A 15552-nucleotide genomic window follows, 5' to 3' on the forward strand; every position below is an offset into this window, starting at 1 on the left:
TATAACAGAAGAAGAATACACTCCTCTTTGGGATATAAGACTATAGAGGAAATTGAAATAGAATTGTATAATCAAAAAATAGCAGCATGACTCTTATCTAATTGTCCACTTTTTTGTTGCAAGTCCATATAGCTTTCAAATTCTTTGAGTATTCTCTCGTGCTCTGTTTTCGGAACGGTGTTTCTAGGCTCCAAAAAATCCATTCGCTCTTCCTGTATCTGGACGGGTTTCCGTCTTGGTTTCCTTCCATCTTTTACATAGGCCTCATAAAGTATCAACATCATTTCATAGGTCGGCCGGATACTTGTCTTTTCCATGTTCTTTATAATGGCGATGAGCCTATCGAACTTTTTCATCATCTGACGCTCCAACTTTTTGATACTGTCAACAATGATCTTTGTTCCCTCTCCAAAAGGGTCAAGGTTGTTCTCCTTGAAGTATTGTATCATTCCATCCAACACCTCACTATGCGATTTGCCGAACTTTTTGGAATAGCTCCGAAAACGAGTGGCCGTTTCTTTCTTTACCGTGATGTTGGAATAACCCCCTGTCCCTTTCTTTGTTCTGCCATTTGTAGATTGCTTTTCCATAGGTGCGATTTTGTTTTTTCGTCAAATTGCGTCAATTTTTTCGTCAAAAATTTCCAGTGTTTATTGGGCTTCCCAAAGGGTTTACTGTAGATTTCGGAAAAGTCTACTGTAGCCCTAAATTTTGTATAGAATTCTGAAATCCACTCAATTAACTGGTTTTCAACTTGTTGAAGACCCGAAAACAACCGTGATGGCGCAATTTGCGCATCACCCTCTTGCTATTCCTACGTCCCGCAAGCGGGACCGAATGAATACAGCCTTATCATCCTTCGGCTGCTTTTTTGGTCTGCATATGTTCTATCAGATTTTGCATGTCCTCCCCTATCTTATTTTCCAATACTCTGGCATAGATTTGGGTAGTGGTCAATTTGGTATGGCCTAGCATTTTGGAAACGGTTTCTATCGGTACTCCATTGGATAGGGTTACCGTTGTGGCAAAAGTGTGCCTGGCAGTATGGAAAGAAATATTCTTATAGATTCCACAAGCCTTTGTAATCTCCTTTAAATAACTGTTGGTCTTTTGATTGCTCAATACAGGTAACAACTTTCCATGTACCAATCTTTCATTGCAGTTTTTATATTTATCCAAGATTTGTTTTGCTTTGGGAAGTAATGGAACCTTGACCGCTTCATCAGTTTTTTCCCTTTTCGTATGGATCCAAAGGTTCCCATCTATACCGAACCGCATATGATCAATATCCAGTGCCTTTACATCTCCATAGGCCAATCCCGTGTAACATGAAAAAAGAAAGGTGTCCTTGACCCTCTCATACCCCCTTCCTGAAAATGTTGTATCCTCAATGAGCCTGAGTTCTCTTTCGGTCAAAAAAGAGCGTTCACTCTTCTTATAATGCTTTTTATAGTTTACAAACGGGTCTTTGTCCAACCACTCCAACCTCACGGCAAGGTTTACCATTTTCCTTAACCGCTCCAAATGTTTCATTGCCCCATTATTGGTACACTTCTTTCCCTTTTGCAGATCAGGCCCATTTATCAAATAGTTCTCAAAATCAGTAATGAACTTATAGTTTAATCGCTTTAAGTTGATGTCTTGAAGTCTTCGGGTTTGCTCCAAAAACCTTTTGAGATACTTTTCCGTGCCATAATAGTTTTTCATGGTTCCCGGACGAAGCTTGTTCTTTTGTGATTCGTAATGATATTTGATAAGCTCCATAAGGGTCTTGTGCTCTTCATCCTGTCCAAGATAACGGGCTTTGATGGCTTGTGAGGTTATAATCTTGTCCTCACGCAACAACTGTTTATGGGTATCCATGATTTCACCGTAAACCTCATCCAAATAGCTGTTCAACAAACGGGCCTTATGGGTAAGTCCATGGAGTCTGCCCTTATTTTCATCCCATTCATTCACCGAAACATAACGTTTCAAACTTATCTCGGCACGTTTTCCATTGACGGTGATACGGGCATAAATGGTCAATTTTTTAGGGTTATTGGAAATGTCCCTTGTGAAGATTAGAACCTTTAAAGTGTTGGAATTGCGCATAATACATAATTTTTGGGTTTGACAAAACTGGTTTGCAAAACACCCATAAACAGCGTCAAACTGAAGCTAAATTATGCACAAGAAACGTACCGAACCATTCACCGAACTCTACACCTTTTATATGGTTTCAATTGATATCAGATGAATGCATAAAAAACAAAAAGCACTGTCAATCAGTCGATTAACAGTGCTTTAATACCACCTATTTAGTGGTTCGTCGGGGTGGCAGGATTCGAACCTGCGACCTCCTGCTCCCAAAGCAGGCGCGATAACCGGGCTACGCTACACCCCGAGGTGTTTTGGAAAAAGCGGAGAGACTGGGACTCGAACCCAGGCGACAGTTACCCGCCGACAGATTAGCAATCTGCTCCGTTACCACTCCGGCACCTCTCCTATTTAATTTCTTAAGAACGTGCACTCTGAAAATGCGGATGCAAATGTACCCTTTCAGATGAAAGATCGCAACTATTTTTTCATTTTTTTAATGCAACTTTTAGCATCCCCCTGCTATTCAGGATATTCCACCCGTAAATGATAGATATTGGTAAGCTTTTGTTTAAGCACTTTCTTTACCATTTCTATTTCCTTAAGCGTAATATTGGCATTTAAATACTGGTTGGCCTGCATTTGCCCCTTCACAATCTTTTCTACAAACTCATCAATAATGGTAAAAGTTGGATTTTTAAGACTCTTGGAAGCAGCCTCCACAGCATCGGACATCATTAAAATGGCAGTTTCCTTGGAAAAAGGTATTGGCCCTGGATATTTAAAGTTTTCAGTATCTACCCCTGGATCTAGCTCCTGCTGCTTTTTAAAAAAATAATATACCACGGTTGTTCCATGGTGGGTTCTTATAAAATCAATAACGCGATCGGGAATATTATTTTTTCTAGCTATTTCAATCCCATGAATCACATGGTCTATAATAATCTTAGCACTCTCTTTTGGTGGTAGGTCATCATGTGGATTAACACTTGTAATCTGGTTTTCGGTGAAATAGGTCGGGTTTTCCATTTTACCGATATCATGGTAAAGCGCCCCTACCCTGACCAACATAGCATTGGCCCCTATTTCATTAGCTGCCGCTTCAGCAAGGTTGGCAACTTGCAAAGAATGATGAAAGGTTCCTGGTGCCTTGTCCGAAAGTTCTTTTAGTAATTTAGAATTGGTATCGGAAAGCTCCAACAAAGAAACATCCGAGACAAGTCCAAAAATTTTCTCGAACATATAAATCAATGGCTGTGCAAAGAGCGTTAAAAGGCCATTCAAAACGAAAACACCGAACAAAATCCATTCAATATTTTGCAAGTTCCCCTCATGAATGGCATGGAAAGCAAAATAACCAATGATATAAATCAAGGTAATCTGACCTACAGAAATAAATAGATTGGCTCGCTTATACAACTCTGATGCGGTTAGAATGGTAACAATACCTGCGATAATCTGCAAAAAGATGTATTCAAAACTATTGGGCACTACAAATCCAAGAATCAAAACGGTCAATACATGAACAAAGAGTCCTAATCTCGCATCAAAAAAGTTTTTCAACACCAATGGCAAAATACAAAGGGGAACCACATATATATAGCTTTCGTAATGCTTGACCATTAAGGTTGTGGCAAAAACCATCAACAAGATGTTGAAGAAAATAAACGTCACCTTGTTGTTATTTTGGAATATCTCGATTCTATATCGTTTTAAGAACAGGAACAACATAATCAGCACCAATGCTACCAGAATGGTATAGCCCAATAAAATAAAATAGTAATTGTTTCCCATCCAGAGCTCGGACTCGTATTCATCCTTAAGGGAGTTCAATATTTTAAAATCTTCCGACTCCACAATCTCTCCCTTGGCAATAATCAGCTTCCCTTGATCCACCTCTCCCCGAGTAAAAGAAATCTTGGAAAGCTCATCGCTCAATGCACTTTCCGTAAGGGCCTCATCATAAAAAAGATTGGCTTTAAGACTGTTTCGTATAATCCCTTGCAAACGAAATACTCCTTCCCTGTCAATATCCGAAAGTCTGTCCGATACTCCCATTTTCGCCTTTTCCAGACCTACAAAATCACTAGGGGAAACAGGTTGGGCCTCATTGTTTTTTACCACTACAACAGATTCGGATTCAGGAATGTTTTGAAAAATCCCATTGGTATAAGTCCCTTCAATCACATCTTCTGAAAGTTCTCGAAGGTACCGCCGCTCTTGTGAAGAAAAATTAGCAGATTGAAATAGTGTGTTCAGTCCTTCATCAACTTCTGCTTTTACATCTGAAATCAAAGAAGCATTATAAGAGTAATAGTCGGTTTTGTTTGTACGGATAGCAGATTGCTCCTCCTCTATTTCTTCTTGGGTCTTTTGTATGGAGAAATCAATAGGGGCATATAAATTTTCATATTGCCATGGCTTACCTTTCTGAAAGTCGTATTTAAATTTTCCTCCTTTTGGAAAAAAGAATACAATCAAGGCTACCGAAACCACATACAGGAAATACTTGTAGACAAGCGATTGGTGTTTATATACATTATCCAAAGTTTTTCCCATTCCCTAAAACTGTTAGCTTCAAAAATAGAAAATATATATAAGAAGTACGTTGCCCAAGTTCCTTATCGCTTTGCATTTAAATTTAGTATTTTCGCAAGAGTTAAAAATGCACATATGAAAAAAGTAGTAATCGTTTCCGCTGCCAGAACACCAATAGGGAGTTTTATGGGAGCGTTATCCAGTGTTCCTGCACCAAAATTGGGTGCAGTGGCCATTAAAGGGGCTTTGGACAAAATTGGTCTAAAACCCGAACTTGTTGAAGAAGTTTTAATGGGCAATGTGGTACAGGCAGGTACGGGCCAAGCACCAGCTAGGCAGGCCGCAATTTATGCTGGCATACCCAATACAGTACCTTGTACCACGATTAATAAAGTTTGTTCCTCTGGCATGAAAACTATTATGCAAGGAGCACAATCCATTGCCTTGGGCGATAACTCCATTGTTGTGGCCGGGGGTATGGAAAACATGAGTTTAATCCCTCATTATGTTTACATGAGAAAAGGGACCAAATTTGGCCCTTCCTCTCTAGTGGACGGGATGCAGAAAGATGGGCTTGTGGATGTCTATGACCAAAATGCCATGGGAGTTTGTGGCGATGCTTGTGCTGCCGAATATGAATTTAGCAGAGAAGACCAAGACGCTTATGCCATACAATCCTATAAAAGGTCTGCCGAAGCATGGAAGGCCGGTAAATTTGATAATGAAGTAGTTCCCGTCGAAGTACCTCAACGAAAAGGTGAGCCTATCGTTGTAAGTGAAGATGAAGAATACAAAAATGTGATATTGGAAAAAATTCCCGCTCTAAGACCTGCTTTTTCCAAAGATGGAACCGTTACGGCAGCCAACGCATCCACCATTAACGATGGTGCAGCGGCAGTAGTTTTAATGAGTGAAGAAAAAGCCAAGGAACTGGGACTAACCCCTTTGGCTACAATTAAAGGCTATGCTGATGCGGCCCAAGAACCTGAATGGTTTACCACAGCACCCGCAAAGGCTTTGCCCAAGGCATTAGATCGTGCCAGGGTTTCCATAGATGACATTGAATTTTTTGAGGTCAATGAAGCTTTCTCCGTGGTTGGACTGGCCAATATGAAAATTCTTGGACTTAACGATTCGAAGGTAAATGTGAATGGTGGCGCAGTATCCTTAGGGCATCCTTTGGGATGTTCCGGAGCCAGAATCACAATTACATTATTGAATATATTGGAGCAAAACAATGCCAAGCTGGGAGCTGCGGCAATTTGTAATGGTGGCGGTGGAGCTTCGTCCATTATTTTGGAAAGAAATTAGTGATTCAATCTGTACAGTAAATGCAATATGGAATTTGTCCTCTAAGTATTGTTCCGATTAGAACAAATCCGGACGATTGTGCCGAAATGTCATCCCAATTATTATATGGCGAGCATTTTAAGGTTTTGGAGAGCAGAAAAAAATGGAGTAGGATTCGAGCGGCTTACGACAATTTTGAAGGTTGGATACCCAACAACCAGCTAACCTTTATTCCTGAGCAAGTTTATAATGATATTGAGTCAGTAGAACAACAAAAAATATGTTCTGACATAATATCCCATATTTGTACGGATGATGGTATGCTATTACCCATATTAATGGGATCTATGATTAATTCACCTGCCCTATTGAACCATACTTTTGAAGGTAGTATACATTCTGGCAAAAAACCCAAAGACAGTTTGGTGGATACGGCTATCTTGTACTTAAAGGCACCCTTTCTGTCTGGAGGCAAGACGCCATTTGGAATAGATTGTTCCGGTTTCACCCAAATGGTCTATAAAATCAATGGATATAACTTGGCACGGACGGCAGAAGAGCAATCCGCACAAGGGGAAGCTTTGAGCTTTATTGAAGAGAGCGAACCTGGGGATTTGGCTTTTTTTGATGATAACGAAGGTATCATAAACCATGTTGGAATTATTTTACGGGACAACTATATTATCCATGTGAACGGACACGTCAGAATCGACAGGATTGACCATACTGGAATCTTCAATTCCGATGAAAAGCTGTACACCCATCAGCTTAGGGTCATTAAAAAAGTGATATAAAAAAAGCCCCGAACTATCGGGGCTTTTTTTTAAGGGAAAAATAAATTTTTATTCTCCTAAAAGCTTTTTGATTCTCATGAAGTTTTCATTGTCACCCAAAGCTCCATAAATATTTTTCAACTGGGTCAAGATACTTTCGTTATCTGGGTTTGATTGAAGAGCATCTTCCAAAACATTGGCACCTTCTCTAAAAAGGCTATCCTTCTTTTCTTTAAGCTCATCGTATCTGGCGATATCGGCTTTAGAATTACCCAATCCATTCATTTCATCAATAAGACCGTTACCTTCGTTCACATAGGTAGTAGAAAGGTTTAAAAGAGCATTGATGTAGCCTGGGTCGATGGCCAATGCTTTTTTGTAAGCATCCCTTGCATCTTCCAAGTTTCCTTGCTCCATATTTATTACACCAATATTGTAAAGCAAATCAGCATTGTCTGGAGCCATGGCAGAGGCTTGTCCCATCAAATCTTTAAACTTATCCTTATCACCCATTGCATAATACAAGTTGGCTTCGCCTAAAACCAAGTTTACATCATCTGGGTTTTCAGATCTCGCATCAGCATAAGCTTCCACCGCTTTTTCATTATCCCCCATTTGCTGGTAGATCAAAGCAATGTTCTTAACGATTTCCGGTTTTTTAGATGGACTAACCTCTTCCTTTGGATCTTTGTGCGTACCCGCTTTCACATATAGGTCACGCGTAGCTTTATCCATGGTCTCTGTCTCTCCAGACTCAATATTCACTGCAGTGTAAGTAACAGATTCCCCACTGTAGCCCACATCTTTTAACTCTTTGTAATACCTCAATGCTTCTTCATAATCTTGTCCATTTACTGCACTACTTGCTGCATAATATAGATATACCGTATCTTTTGGACTAAGATTATAGCTCATGTACAATTTTTTGGCCGCCTCACTAAATTTCTGATTGTTGTTATCCTCAACTGCAGCGTTGACCAAATCAGCTGTCATTTGTGCCATTTTCTCCTGAGCAACAGAAGAGTACTTAGATTTTCCGCTTGCTTCCTCCACTTCAATTACTTTGTTATAAGCATCCAAAGCAGATTGGAATGCAGATACGTCGCCTTTTTTGGCCAAATCGTAATTTACATTTCCCAAGAGTGCATAATACTCGGCCTGTTCTTTATCCTTGGCCGAGTCAATAGTGGAAGCAGCACTTGTCAAAGCAGCTTTTGCCGCTGCGGCATCACCATCCTTTAGTGCCTTTTCCGCAGCCTTCATCTCATCCTTCTGGGCAAAACCCATAGTGGAAATTCCTATGGCTAGTAGTATTAATATTTTTGTTCTCATGTTAAAAATTGAAATTATTTGGTGTTTATTGATTATTATTTATTCTTTTTCCTCCGTATCATTATCAATAGCCGTGCCATCTTCCCCTTTGACTTCGATATCCAAGATGTCCTCTTCATCTACAGGGTCGTCTTCCTTCATAACTTTGGCAACTGCCGCTATAGAATCATTATCCCTAAGGTTGATCAAGCGAACTCCTTGAGTTGCCCTACCCATTACCCTGAGGTCTTCGACTCCCATTCGGATGGCGATTCCTGACTTGTTGATAATCATCAAATCATCGGTATCGGTAACGTTCTTTATAGCAACCAGGCCACCAGTTTTATCGGTGATTGAAATGGTTTTTACTCCTTTTCCACCCCTATTGGTAATTCTATAGTCCTCAATATTGGAACGTTTTCCATAACCTCTTTCGGACACTACCAAGATATCATCTTCAAAATTATGGACAGACACCATACCTACAACCTCATCTTTGTCATCAGCCAATCTGATACCTCGTACACCAGAGGCATTTCTACCCATCGGCCTTGTTTTGGATTCCTCAAAACGAATGGCTTTTCCAGATTTTAGACCAAGGAAGATTTGACTTGTACCTGTTGTCAATTTGGCTTCCAAGAGTTCATCATCTTCACGAATGGTTATGGCATTGATACCATTTTGACGTGGTCTGGAATACTGTTCCAAAGAAGTCTTCTTAACCGTACCCTTTTTAGTGGCCATAATCACAAAGTGACTGTTCACATACTCTTCATTCTTAAGGTCTTGGGTGCAGATAAAGGCTTTCACCTTGTCATCCTGTTCTATATTGATCAAGTTTTGGATAGCCCTACCTTTGGATGTTCTGCTTCCTTCTGGAATTTCATAAACACGCATCCAGAAACATTTTCCTTTTTGGGTAAAGAACAACATATATTGGTGGTTGGTACCAACGAACAAATGCTCCAAGAAATCCTCATTTCGGGTAGAGGATGCTTTTTGACCAACTCCCCCCCTATTTTGGGTTTTATATTCTGAAAGTGGTGTTCTTTTAATGTAGCCGGCATGTGAAATAGTAATCACAACTTGCTCATCGGGAATCATATCCTCTATGCTCAAATCACCACCCGCATAATTGATTTCAGAACGTCTATCATCTCCATACTTCTCCTGTACTTCAAGAAGTTCATCTTTGATGATCTGCATTCTGCGCTCTTTCTTCTCAAGAATATCCTTATAATCCTCGATGGACTTTAAAAGTTCCGCATGCTCCTCGCGCAATTTATCCTGTTCCAGACCAGTAAGTTGACGCAAGCGCATTTCTACAATGGCCTTGGCCTGAACCTCGGTCAACTTGAAACGTTCAATCAGTTTATTACGTGCCTCCTCAACATTGGAAGAGCCTCTGATGATGGCAATTACCTCATCAATATTATCTGAAGCAACAATAAGTCCCTCCAAGATGTGTGCACGGTCTTCAGCTTTTTTAAGCTCGAATTTGGTTCTACGAACCACAACGTCGTGCCTATGCTCCACAAAATAGTGGATGATTTCCTTTAAGTTCAACAATTCGGGCCTACCATTGACCAATGCAATATTATTGACACTGAAAGAAGATTGAAGGGCCGTGTACTTGTACAACATGTTAAGCACAATGTTTGGAATGGCATCTCGTTTCAAAATATATACGATACGCATTCCGTTTCTATCGGACTCGTCCCTAATGGTGGATATACCTTCTATTTTCTTTTCGTTGACCAAATCGGCGGTCTTTTTGATCATATCCGCCTTATTGACCTGATAAGGGATTTCGGTAACAACAATACTCTCTTTCCCCTGAACTTCTTCAATAGTTGCTTTGGCACGCATTACTACACGTCCACGACCTGTATGGAAAGCTTCCTTTACACCATCATATCCATAAATGATTCCCCCGGTTGGAAAATCCGGAGCTTTAATATGTGTAATGAGCTCATCTATCTCAATATCGTGGTTATCTATGTAGGCAATTATACCATCTACCACTTCAGTCAAATTGTGCGGTGGCATATTGGTGGCCATACCTACAGCAATACCAGAAGCCCCGTTTACCAAAAGGTTTGGAATACGGGTAGGCAATACAGTAGGCTCCTCTAATGTATCATCAAAATTAAGTTGATGATCAACAGTATCCTTATCGATATCGGCCAACATTTCTTCCGCAATCTTGCGCATCTTGGCCTCCGTATATCTCATGGCTGCCGGGCTGTCCCCATCTATGGAACCAAAGTTACCCTGACCGTTTACAAGCATATACCTTAAACTCCACTCTTGTGCCATACGCACCATGGTATCATACACCGAAGAATCACCATGGGGGTGATATTTACCCAAAACCTCCCCTACAATACGGGCAGACTTTTTATGGGAACTTGAAGACCTTACTCCTAAATCGTGCATTCCATAGAGCACTCTTCTATGAACAGGCTTTAAACCATCACGAACATCTGGCAGGGCACGTGACACAATGACCGACATTGAATAATCAATGTAGGCAGATTTCATCTCATCCTCTATATTAATAGGAATTAACTTTTCTCCTTCCGCCATGCTTATTTATTATTGTTTTTTTGTGGTTAAATTATCATGGCAATATACAGAAAATAGCAGCCTTTATAACGCTTTGCGAATACTTTATTAAAAAAATTATCAACATTGCGCGTATTATCAAGAATGTGATAATAAAGCTTTGTTAAATCACCATAAAACCGCAATTATTCCGACATTTACCACTACTTTATCGAATAAGGGTACGGTATTTGACCACCGTAACAATACTTTTATTAATTTTAATTGCTGAAAAAGAAACGTATGGACGATAATTTTTCCCCCCGCGTAAAAGACGTTATAGCATACAGCAAGGAAGAAGCCCTGAGACTGGGCCATGATTTTATTGGCACGGAGCACCTTATGCTAGGTCTTTTAAGAGACGGAAATGGCAAGGCCATAAATATATTGGATGCACTCGATGTTGACTTGGACCACCTGAGAAGAAAGGTGGAAATACTGAGTCCGGCAAATCCTAATACAGGTACAATACAGAAGGACAAAAAGAATCTTCACTTGACCCGACAAGCAGAACGGGCATTGAAGACCACTTTTTTGGAAGCTAAGCTTTTTCAAAGTTCTTCCATTAACACAGCACACTTACTGCTATGTATCCTTAGGAACGAGAATGATCCTACAACCAAGTTGTTGCACAAACTGAAAGTGGATTACGACAATGTCAAGGAACAGTTCAAATCCATGATCACCAGTGACGATGACTACATTGACACACCCCAAGCGGAATCTTTCCCCGGGGACACAGACGATATGGGAGATAGCAAAGAAAGTTCATTCGGCTCAGGAAGTGCTTCACAAAAAGGAAGCAAAAAGTCCAAAACCCCTGTTCTGGACAATTTTGGACGGGACCTTACCCGGTTGGCCGAAGAAAACAAATTGGACCCCGTAGTGGGCAGAGAAAAGGAAATTGAGCGGGTTTCCCAAATATTAAGTAGAAGAAAAAAGAACAACCCGTTGTTGATCGGCGAACCTGGTGTTGGTAAAAGTGCCATCGCCGAAGGTTTGGCATTACGCATCATCAATAAAAAGGTTTCAAGAATTCTTTACAACAAGCGAGTTGTAACCTTGGATTTGGCTTCTTTGGTCGCAGGCACAAAATACCGTGGCCAGTTTGAGGAGCGAATGAAAGCCGTTATGAACGAGCTGGAGAAGAATGATGATATTATCTTGTTCATTGATGAGATACACACCATTGTTGGTGCTGGTGGAGCAACCGGAAGCTTAGATGCTTCCAACATGTTCAAACCTGCATTGGCAAGAGGGGAGATTCAATGTATTGGAGCAACCACGCTAGACGAATACAGACAATACATCGAAAAAGATGGTGCTTTAGAGCGTCGATTCCAAAAGGTGATGGTAGAACCCACTACCGTGGAAGAGACCATCGAAATTTTGATGAACATTAAAGGCAAGTACGAGGAGCACCACAACGTAAACTATACGGATGAGGCTATTTTGGCCTGTGTAAAATTGACCAACCGCTATATGACCGACCGTTTTCTTCCGGACAAGGCCATTGATGCCTTGGATGAAGCCGGCTCCCGTGTTCACATTGTGAACATGGATGTACCAAAACAAATTCTGGAGCTGGAAAACCAGTTGGAAGATGTTCGCGAATTGAAGAATAGCGTAGTCAAAAAACAGAAATACGAAGAAGCGGCCAAACTTAGGGACGACGAAAAGCGACTCGAAAAAGAATTGGCTTCTGCACAAGAACGCTGGGAAGAAGAAAGCAAGCTACACAGAGAGACCGTTACCGAAGATAACGTTGCCGATGTAGTTTCCATGATGAGCGGTATTCCCGTGAATAGAATAGCCCAGACTGAAAGTAATAAATTGGCCGAATTGCCAAATCTTATCAAAGGATTTGTCATCGGTCAGGATGAAGCCGTGTCCAAAGTGGCAAGGGCCATCCAACGTAACCGAGCGGGACTTAAGGATCCAAATAAACCTATAGGTTCGTTCATATTTCTTGGTCAAACAGGTGTTGGTAAAACCCAATTGGCCAAAATATTGGCAAAGGAACTTTTTGATTCCGAAGATGCCCTGATTCGTATTGACATGAGTGAATACATGGAGAAATTCGCCATTTCCCGATTGGTAGGAGCACCTCCAGGATACGTTGGGTACGAAGAAGGTGGACAATTAACGGAGAAAGTGCGCCGGAAGCCATATTCTGTAGTGCTATTGGACGAGGTAGAAAAAGCACACCCCGATGTGTTCAACATGATGTTACAAGTATTGGACGATGGATTCCTTACCGATAGCCTAGGGCGTAAAATCGATTTCAGGAATACCATAATTATTATGACATCCAATATCGGTGCAAGACAATTGAAAGATTTTGGACAAGGCGTAGGTTTTGGTACCGCTGCTAAAAAAGCTCAAGCTGACACTCACCAGAAAAGCGTAATCGAAAACGCCTTGAAAAAGGCTTTCGCACCTGAATTCTTGAACAGGATAGACGATGTTGTAGTATTTAATTCTTTGGAAAGAGAAGATATTCACAAAATCATCGATATAGAACTGAACAAGTTGTATGAAAGAATCATGGAAATTGGTTACCACTTGAATCTTTCAGACAAAGCAAAGGATTACATTGCAGACAAAGGATTTGATAAACAATACGGAGCCAGACCTCTTAAAAGAGCCATTCAAAAATATATTGAGGACGCACTTGCCGAGGAAATTGTAAACTCGAAATTGGAAGAAGGTGACAGTATTTTTATGGACCTGGATGAGAAGAAAGAAGAACTCACCATTAAAATAAAAAAGGCGGAAAAATCACCCGAAGCAGAAAAATAAATTCAAAGAACAATTTAAAAGCTGACCTAAGGTCAGCTTTTTTTATGTCCTAGACTTACCATACAAACGATATTTACGCCTTTAATCTATTATTTTTTCGCACCCTGCCCTTCCCCTTTAATTTTATACGCGAGACACTATAATTACACTTGGGGATGAAAATAACTTCTAAAAAGAAGACCGTAGTGGTACGCGAGTATCAACTGGAAATCGGAACCGTACAGGTTTTTGATAACTACATGGTCGCTTCTTTTGATGAAGGTGCTACAATAACTTTGGAGAGGACCTATCAAATCATTGGAATTTCGGAAATACACTTTAGGGACAAGGATTTTGGTTACATCAGTTTAAGACAAAATTCCTATGCCGTAGATCCTACCGTTTATAACTACCTTAGAGGGATGGACAACCTCAAAGCCTTCGCCATTGTTTCCAAAAAGGAAATAGACATGCACAATTTCAACATTGAAAAAATGTTCTACAAAAAACAAATGGAGTTTTTTATAGAGTTTGACAATGCTTTGGCCTGGGTACAGAAAAAATTAAAATCTAAAAAAGGAAGGAACAGTGCCTAACCATTGGGCTTTTCTTTCTGCTCAATTTCAGGTTGACGAAACAATTCTGAATAAGCATTACCAATATTTTCTACAATCATTGATGCTTTCAATGCCTCATAACCTATTGAGGATACCCCTAAATCACCTGCCAAACCGTGCAGATACACTCCAAAAATTGATGCGTCTAAAGACGAATACCCCTGTGCCATCAGGCCTGTGATCATCCCCGTTAAAACATCTCCGCTGCCCGCTGTGGCCATACCTGGATTACCCGTGGTGTTTACATAACCTTTTCCATTATTTATAGTGATGGTATGAGCTCCCTTGATTACGACCACGAGGTTATGTTTGGTAGCAAAAGCCTTGGCTTTTTCCAACTTTTCAAAATCCGAGGTCCAATATCCAATCAATCGTTCCAATTCTTTTGGGTGAGGGGTCAGGATGGATAGTTCTGGAACATCACTCAACATTTGAGGGTTTTGGGATAAAATATTCAACCCATCTGCATCAATGACCATTGGTTTTGTACATTTCTTCAAAAAAGTGCCAAAGGCCGAAACGGTATCATCATCTAGACCCATGCCCATCCCAATGCCAATAACCGTAGGTTCAAAAGGAATATCTATCTCCGCAATATTCTTTTCTCGAGAACCCGTCAATACCATCACTTCCGGAATTGCAGTTTGCAAGGAGTTGTATCCACATTTTGGAACAAAAGCGCTTACCAAGCCGCTACCAACGCTCAAACAGGCATTACTAGCCAATTGCACGGCACCTATTTTACCGTAACTGCCACCAATGATTACTGCATGACCATAGGTTCCTTTATGCGAAAACTTAAGTCGTGGTCGATACAATGGTAAGACCTCCGGCCGCCCAATCAATTCAAAATCTGTCTCGGTTTTGGCAATAAACTCTTGGTCCAATCCAATATCCAATATTTCCCATTGATTAACATACACCCCCGTTTCGGGTAAAAAGAAAACCAATTTAGGCACCTGGAAGCTTAACACATAACTGGCTCGTATAGCATAGGATGGTTTCCAAGGACTGCTATCCACGGGCAATCCCGAAGGTATATCCACAGATAAGGTAAAAGCCCTTGAATCGTTGATGTGCTCAATCAAATTCCCAACCCAATCATCGGGCGCACGGTTCAATCCAATACCAAAAATAGCGTCTACGATTATGTCATTGGGTGAAATCTCGGGCAAGTCACTTTCTTCGTTGATAAAATCTGGCCAAACCTTGCCATCCTTTAACCGCTTCAAGTTCAACAGAAAATCCTCCGAACGTTTTTCACTATAATTCACCACATACGCCTTAATGGAGTAGTCATGCTCATGCAACTTTCTGGCCAGCACCATTCCATCTCCCCCATTATTTCCGATACCACAGAATAATTTTATATTGACTTGGGTGCCACGCAAACGGGAATGCATCCACTCAAACAGCTGGGTAGCTGCCCTTTCCATAAGTTCCTCGCTCTTTATTTGTTCTTTTTGGATTGTGAATTTGTCAGCTTGATAGATTTGATGTGCAGAAAAAATTTTCATTCAGCAATAAAAATTGATTATTCGTATCGATTTCGCAAA

10 protein-coding genes and 2 tRNA genes are annotated in these 15552 nt (G+C 40.6%); 4 read left to right on the forward strand and 8 right to left on the reverse strand.

The window, feature by feature from the left end; all coding sequences use genetic code 11:
- Positions 1 to 71: 71 nt before the first annotated feature.
- From ACQQ5U_RS18880 to ACQQ5U_RS18900, 5 genes are all read right to left on the reverse strand, one after another.
- Positions 72 to 590 (reverse strand): BfmA/BtgA family mobilization protein, encoded by a 519-nt coding sequence (locus ACQQ5U_RS18880; protein WP_437399955.1) that lies wholly within the window; start codon positions 588 to 590, stop codon positions 72 to 74.
- 262 nt (positions 591 to 852) lie between these two features.
- Positions 853 to 2094 (reverse strand): site-specific integrase, encoded by a 1242-nt coding sequence (locus ACQQ5U_RS18885; protein WP_437399957.1) that lies wholly within the window; start codon positions 2092 to 2094, stop codon positions 853 to 855.
- A gap of 217 nt (positions 2095 to 2311) precedes the next feature.
- Positions 2312 to 2386 (reverse strand) — tRNA-Pro (locus ACQQ5U_RS18890).
- Between the two features lie 17 nt (positions 2387 to 2403).
- A tRNA-Ser gene (locus ACQQ5U_RS18895) sits at positions 2404 to 2487 on the reverse strand.
- Positions 2488 to 2601: 114 nt separating this feature from the next.
- Positions 2602 to 4638, reverse strand: a complete 2037-nt coding sequence (locus ACQQ5U_RS18900) for an HD family phosphohydrolase (RefSeq protein WP_437399959.1) — start codon at positions 4636 to 4638, stop codon at positions 2602 to 2604.
- A 114-nt stretch (positions 4639 to 4752) separates the two neighbouring features.
- Between ACQQ5U_RS18900 and ACQQ5U_RS18905 the strand changes: the two genes are divergently transcribed.
- Positions 4753 to 5928: an acetyl-CoA C-acyltransferase gene (locus ACQQ5U_RS18905; RefSeq protein ID WP_437399961.1), complete on the forward strand. Its 1176-nt coding sequence runs from the start codon at positions 4753 to 4755 to the stop codon at positions 5926 to 5928.
- Positions 5929 to 5948: 20 nt separating this feature from the next.
- Entirely contained in the window at positions 5949 to 6701 is a 753-nt protein-coding gene (locus ACQQ5U_RS18910; protein WP_437399962.1) for an NlpC/P60 family protein, read from the forward strand.
- 48 nt (positions 6702 to 6749) lie between these two features.
- On the opposite strand, the gene ACQQ5U_RS18915 is transcribed toward ACQQ5U_RS18910, so the two are convergent.
- Both ACQQ5U_RS18915 and gyrA read right to left on the reverse strand, forming a co-directional pair.
- Positions 6750 to 8012: a tetratricopeptide repeat protein gene (locus ACQQ5U_RS18915; RefSeq protein WP_437399964.1), complete on the reverse strand. Its 1263-nt coding sequence runs from the start codon at positions 8010 to 8012 to the stop codon at positions 6750 to 6752.
- A 39-nt stretch (positions 8013 to 8051) separates the two neighbouring features.
- A complete protein-coding gene (gyrA, locus tag ACQQ5U_RS18920; RefSeq protein WP_437399966.1) occupies positions 8052 to 10580 on the reverse strand; it encodes a DNA gyrase subunit A in 2529 nt (842 codons plus the stop codon).
- A gap of 261 nt (positions 10581 to 10841) precedes the next feature.
- Between gyrA and ACQQ5U_RS18925 the strand changes: the two genes are divergently transcribed.
- Positions 10842 to 13400 carry an ATP-dependent Clp protease ATP-binding subunit gene (locus tag ACQQ5U_RS18925; protein ID WP_119608927.1) on the forward strand — a complete coding sequence of 853 codons (2559 nt, stop codon included), beginning with the start codon at positions 10842 to 10844 and terminating at the stop codon, positions 13398 to 13400.
- 155 nt (positions 13401 to 13555) lie between these two features.
- The gene (locus ACQQ5U_RS18930; protein ID WP_437399968.1) at positions 13556 to 13975 is read left to right on the forward strand and encodes an STAS/SEC14 domain-containing protein; all 420 of its coding nucleotides are present in this window, start codon (positions 13556 to 13558) and stop codon (positions 13973 to 13975) included.
- Here the strand turns inward: ACQQ5U_RS18930 and ACQQ5U_RS18935 are convergent.
- Positions 13972 to 15513, reverse strand: a complete 1542-nt coding sequence (locus tag ACQQ5U_RS18935; protein WP_437399970.1) for an NAD(P)H-hydrate dehydratase — start codon at positions 15511 to 15513, stop codon at positions 13972 to 13974. The genes ACQQ5U_RS18930 and ACQQ5U_RS18935 overlap by 4 nt on opposite strands.
- Between the last annotated feature and the right edge of the window lie 39 nt (positions 15514 to 15552).

Source organism: Flagellimonas lutimaris (assembly GCF_051494225.1).
Taxonomy (GTDB): Bacteria; Bacteroidota; Bacteroidia; order Flavobacteriales; family Flavobacteriaceae; genus Flagellimonas; species Flagellimonas lutimaris_A.

Excerpts from the sequence above, each read along its gene's own strand:
- ACQQ5U_RS18900 (WP_437399959.1), bottom strand. The coding sequence starts at position 4,638 with ATGGGAAAAACTTTGGATAATGTATATAAACACCAATCGCTTGTCTAC.
- ACQQ5U_RS18910 (WP_437399962.1), top strand. The coding sequence starts at position 5,949 with ATGCAATATGGAATTTGTCCTCTAAGTATTGTTCCGATTAGAACAAAT.
- ACQQ5U_RS18905 (WP_437399961.1), top strand. The coding sequence starts at position 4,753 with ATGAAAAAAGTAGTAATCGTTTCCGCTGCCAGAACACCAATAGGGAGT.
- ACQQ5U_RS18880 (WP_437399955.1), bottom strand. The coding sequence starts at position 590 with ATGGAAAAGCAATCTACAAATGGCAGAACAAAGAAAGGGACAGGGGGT.
- gyrA (WP_437399966.1), bottom strand. The coding sequence starts at position 10,580 with ATGGCGGAAGGAGAAAAGTTAATTCCTATTAATATAGAGGATGAGATG.
- ACQQ5U_RS18930 (WP_437399968.1), top strand. The coding sequence starts at position 13,556 with ATGAAAATAACTTCTAAAAAGAAGACCGTAGTGGTACGCGAGTATCAA.
- ACQQ5U_RS18925 (WP_119608927.1), top strand. The coding sequence starts at position 10,842 with ATGGACGATAATTTTTCCCCCCGCGTAAAAGACGTTATAGCATACAGC.
- ACQQ5U_RS18915 (WP_437399964.1), bottom strand. The coding sequence starts at position 8,012 with ATGAGAACAAAAATATTAATACTACTAGCCATAGGAATTTCCACTATG.
- ACQQ5U_RS18935 (WP_437399970.1), bottom strand. The coding sequence starts at position 15,513 with ATGAAAATTTTTTCTGCACATCAAATCTATCAAGCTGACAAATTCACA.
- ACQQ5U_RS18885 (WP_437399957.1), bottom strand. The coding sequence starts at position 2,094 with ATGCGCAATTCCAACACTTTAAAGGTTCTAATCTTCACAAGGGACATT.